Origin of the sequence: Dinoroseobacter sp. S76 (genome assembly GCF_049801095.1) — a bacterium.
Taxonomy (GTDB): Bacteria; Pseudomonadota; Alphaproteobacteria; order Rhodobacterales; family Rhodobacteraceae; genus Dinoroseobacter.
On the sequence record NZ_JBNAGH010000024.1, the window covers coordinates 1 to 4,127 of the forward strand.

Annotated in this window: 4 protein-coding genes; all 4 read left to right on the top strand. The window is 63.3% G+C overall.

The window, feature by feature from the left end; translation table 11 throughout:
• Nucleotides 1–15 precede the first annotated feature (15 nt).
• The 4 genes from ACP153_RS22940 to ACP153_RS22955 all read left to right on the top strand — a co-directional run bounded on the left by ACP153_RS22940 (nucleotide 16) and on the right by ACP153_RS22955 (nucleotide 4,112).
• Complete coding sequence (locus ACP153_RS22940; RefSeq protein WP_424972060.1) at nucleotides 16–774, top strand: electron transfer flavoprotein subunit beta/FixA family protein; 759 nt, start codon at nucleotides 16–18, stop codon at nucleotides 772–774.
• Nucleotides 774–1,703 carry an electron transfer flavoprotein subunit alpha/FixB family protein gene (locus ACP153_RS22945; RefSeq protein WP_424972053.1) on the top strand — a complete coding sequence of 310 codons (930 nt, stop codon included), beginning with the start codon at nucleotides 774–776 and terminating at the stop codon, nucleotides 1,701–1,703. The genes ACP153_RS22940 and ACP153_RS22945 overlap by 1 nt, the downstream gene beginning before the upstream one ends.
• Before the next feature lie 364 nt (nucleotides 1,704–2,067).
• Nucleotides 2,068–3,204: a cytochrome-c peroxidase gene (locus ACP153_RS22950; RefSeq protein WP_424973341.1), complete on the top strand. Its 1,137-nt coding sequence runs from the start codon at nucleotides 2,068–2,070 to the stop codon at nucleotides 3,202–3,204.
• Nucleotides 3,205–3,644: 440 nt separating this feature from the next.
• Nucleotides 3,645–4,112: a hypothetical protein gene (locus ACP153_RS22955; protein ID WP_424970027.1), complete on the top strand. Its 468-nt coding sequence runs from the start codon at nucleotides 3,645–3,647 to the stop codon at nucleotides 4,110–4,112.
• The last annotated feature ends 15 nt before the right edge of the window (nucleotides 4,113–4,127 follow it).

A 4,127-nucleotide genomic window follows, 5' to 3' on the forward strand; every position in this document is an offset into this window, starting at 1 on the left:
AGGAGACATGGTCTTATGAAGGTATTGGTGCCTGTGAAGCGCGTTATTGATTATAACGTGAAGGTCCGTGTTAAGGCGGATGGGAGTGGTGTTGATCTTGCGAATGTGAAGATGTCGATGAACCCGTTTGACGAGATTGCCGTGGAAGAGGCGATCCGTTTGAAGGAGGCGGGGACGGCCACGGAAGTTGTGGCGGTGTCGATCGGCGTCAAGCAATCCCAGGAGACCCTGCGCACGGCGCTGGCCATGGGCGCGGATCGGGCGATCCTGATCAATGCGGCCGAGGACGTGCACACGGATATCGAGCCTCTGGCCGTGGCCAAGCTGCTGGCGGCGGTGGTCAAGGACGAAGAGCCGGGGCTCGTGCTCTGCGGCAAGCAGGCGATCGACAATGACATGAACGCCACGGGCCAGATGCTCAGCGCGCTTCTGGGCTGGTCCCAGGCGACCTTTGCCTCGGAGCTGGCTGTCGAGGGCGACAGTGCCAGCGTGACCCGCGAGGTCGATGGCGGTCTGCAGACGATCAAGGTCTCCCTGCCGGCGATTGTCAGCGTGGATCTGCGCCTCAACGAGCCGCGCTACGCCTCGCTGCCCAACATCATGAAGGCCAAGAAGAAGCCTCTGGATGAGAAGACGCCGGCGGATTACGGCGTCGATGTGACCCCGCGCCTGAGCGTGGTCAAGACCTCCGAGCCGGCCGAGCGCGCCGCCGGGATCAAGGTCGGCTCTGTCGAGGAGCTGGTGTCGAAACTCAAGGAAGCAGGAGCTGTCTGATGGCTGTTTTGTGTCTGGCAGAAGTAACCGATGGGGCGCTGGCGATGGATGCCACCGCCAAGGCTGTGACCGCGAGCGCGGCTCTGGGGGAGGTGACCCTGCTCTGCGTGGGGGCCTCCGCCAAGGAGGCTGCGGCCGAGGCGGCGACGATCTCGGGCGTGGCCAAGGTGCTGGTGGCCGAAGATGCGCTTTACGGGCATCGCCTGGCCGAGCCGGTGGCGGCGCTGATCGCGTCCCTGGCGGGGGGCTATTCCCATGTGGTGGCGCCCGCGACGACCGATGCCAAGAACATCATGCCCCGGGTGGCGGCGCTCCTGGATGTGATGGTGCTGTCGGATGTGGTGGCCGTGGTGGATGCGGACACGTTCGACCGTCCGATCTATGCGGGCAACGCGATCCAGACCGTGAAATCCGCCGATGCGACCAAGGTGATCACCTTCCGGACCTCGACCTTTGACGCGGCCGAGACCGGGGGCAGCGCACCGGTTGAAGAGATCGCCGCGGGCGATAATCCGGGCCTGAGCGCTTGGGTCGAGGACAAGGTCGCCGAGAGCGACCGGCCCGAGCTGACCTCCGCGGGCGTGGTGGTCTCCGGCGGGCGCGGCGTGGGCTCCGAAGAGGACTTCGCCATGATCGAGAAGCTCGCCGATACCCTGGGTGCCGCCGTGGGCGCCTCCCGGGCCGCGGTGGATTCGGGCTATGCGCCGAATGACTGGCAGGTCGGGCAGACCGGCAAGGTCGTGGCCCCGGATCTCTACGTGGCCGTGGGGATCTCGGGGGCGATCCAGCACCTGGCCGGGATGAAGGACAGCAAGGTGATCGTGGCGATCAACAAGGACGAAGAAGCGCCGATCTTCCAGGTCGCCGATTACGGCCTGGTCGCCGACCTCTTCGCCGCCGTGCCCGAACTCACCGAAAAACTCGGCTGAACAGGCGAAGGGACAGGGTTGGCCCGGGGGTGACCCTGGGCCGGTCAGGGGTTGGCTCGGAGCTGGCCAGGCGCTGGACCGGAGCTGGCCAAGCGCTGGTCAGGAAAGCACCTCCTGGCGACCTCAGAGCCGATCCAAAACCACCCCAACCCAGCCCCGCTTACCCAAACCCGCGCCAACTCAGCCCCGCGCCCAGCAAAACCCAACCAATAACAAAAGGCCGGAGACAAAACCCTCCGGCCTTTTGGTTCTTTGTAACTACGTCTGAGGCGGAGGCGGCCCCCATGCCCAGCATGCCGCATGGCCACCAAAGAAACCGACTATTATACTCGGGCATAGCTTGTTCCAGCACTGGTCCAGACCCATGCAGATGCTACTCCGCCTCCTGTTCTTCCCACTCCTTTGCGCAGGCGCGCCGCTCGCCGCAGAGACGCAATCCGTCCCGACTACCCTCGAGGAACTCGGCGAACAGCTCTTCTTCGATGTCAACTTCTCGGCCAATCGCAGTCAGGCTTGCGCGACCTGTCACGTGCCGGACTACGCCTTTGCCGATCCGCGCGGGATGGCATCCTTGGGGGATGATGGCGAGTCCCTTGGGGATCGCAATGCGCCGACGCTGACCTACGCTGCGCTCACGCCGGGCTTTCACCAGGATCGCGAAAACGCCTATCGCGGAGGGCAGTTTTGGGATGGCCGCGCGTCCGAACTTGCGGATCAGGCCGTGGGCCCGCCTTTGAACCCGATCGAGATGGGCTTGCCCGATGCCGCGGCTGTCGTCGCGCGCATCTCCGAGAATCCGGGCTATCGGCAGGCTTTCGTGGAGCTCTTCGGACCAGACACCCTGTCGGACCCCGCGCGGGGCTTTCGCGCCTTTGCCGAGGCCTTGGCCGCGTTTGAGCGCACCGAGGCGCTGAGCCCATTCGATTCCAGATATGACCGGTTTCTGCGCGGGGAGGTGGTTCTGTCCAAGGAGGAAGAACTCGGGCGACTGCTGTTTTTTTCCGAACAATTCACCAATTGCAACCAGTGTCACCAACTGAGCCGTAGCGCGATTGATCCGCGTGAAACCTTCACGGACTACCGCTATCATAATATTGGCGTGCCGGAGAACGCGGTCCTGCGGGAACAAAACGGTATCGCGCTAGGGACCATTGATCCGGGGCTCTCCGCGAACCCTGCGGTGGATGATCCGATGGCCCGGGGCAAGTTCCGTACGCCCAGTCTGCGCAATGTGGCTGTGACGGGCCCTTATATGCATAACGGTGTCTTCGCGGAGCTGCGCACGGTGGTGAAGTTCTACAATCGCTACAATTCCCGCGCGGAAACTGCGCAGATCAACCCCGAGACGGGCAAACCCTATGGCAAGATGCCGGTCCCGATGACCTTGGCCCATGAGAAACTGACCCATGGTCCCGCTCTGGACGACCGGCGGATCGACGCTTTGGTGGCATTTCTGCGAACTCTGACCGATCAGCGCTACGAGCACCTGCTCTCAGAGTGATTGCGCGGCCAATTTTGGTCTCAGTTTCGGGCCGAATAGCTTGAAAGCCCCCGATTTCGGGGGCTTTTTTGTTGGGGTTTGGGGGTTCCAAGCCCTGGGCGCAGATTTCTTTCGATTTTTTTCTGTCACATTGGCTGTGACTTTTGCCCCCCTCAGCCCTCTCTGTTGGAAACATCACCGGGTTGTGAGGGTGTGTGTCCGGGTAAGCCTCTGAAACCACGCAGCTTTCCGGAAACCCTCGAACACCCCGCGCAGAAGGCCTGATCGCGGGAGCGTGATGTGCGTCAGCGCGCAACAACCTCTCGCATCATCGCCATTTCATTCCGAGCCCCCCCGACCCAAATCCATCTCATCGGCAGCGACACACACCGCCGACACACACAACACCGCGGCTCGCAACGCACAAACAGGCCGCGCAACACACTGAAAGGACTACTGAAATGAAACTCGCTCTGACCTCCGCCCTCGTGATCGCCCTGACCGCTCCGGCCTTCGCATCCTCCCAGCTCGAGCGTCAGCTCGGCGTCGAGCCCGGCGTCTACAGCTTCTCCGAACTGGCCGCCATCAAGGGCAGCTACGACACCGATAACGGCTACAACATCGCCCCCCGCGGCGACGTGGTCTCGACCCAGTCGGTCGGCATCTCCCCGGCCCATGCACAGCTGGCCGCGACCCTGGGCGTGGACGCGAATGACTACAGCTTCGCCGAGCTGGCCAACATCAAGGGCAGCTTCGACACGGACAACGGCTACAACATCACCGAGCGCGGTGGCGTCGTCTCGACCCAGTCCGTGGGCGTCTCCGGCGCAGCCGCACAGCTGGCCGCAAGCCTGGGCCTCGACGCGACCGAGTACAGCTTCGCCGAGCTGGCCGCGATCAAAGGCGCCAAGGGTTCTCCTAACGAGTAATCCTTAACATCCCCC

What these genes read in the sequence shown, in the direction of transcription:
- ACP153_RS22945 (WP_424972053.1), top strand. Translation starts at nt 774, where the DNA reads ATGGCTGTTTTGTGTCTGGCAGAAGTAACCGATGGGGCGCTGGCGATG.
- ACP153_RS22940 (WP_424972060.1), top strand. Translation starts at nt 16, where the DNA reads ATGAAGGTATTGGTGCCTGTGAAGCGCGTTATTGATTATAACGTGAAG.
- ACP153_RS22955 (WP_424970027.1), top strand. Translation starts at nt 3,645, where the DNA reads ATGAAACTCGCTCTGACCTCCGCCCTCGTGATCGCCCTGACCGCTCCG.
- ACP153_RS22950 (WP_424973341.1), top strand. Translation starts at nt 2,068, where the DNA reads ATGCAGATGCTACTCCGCCTCCTGTTCTTCCCACTCCTTTGCGCAGGC.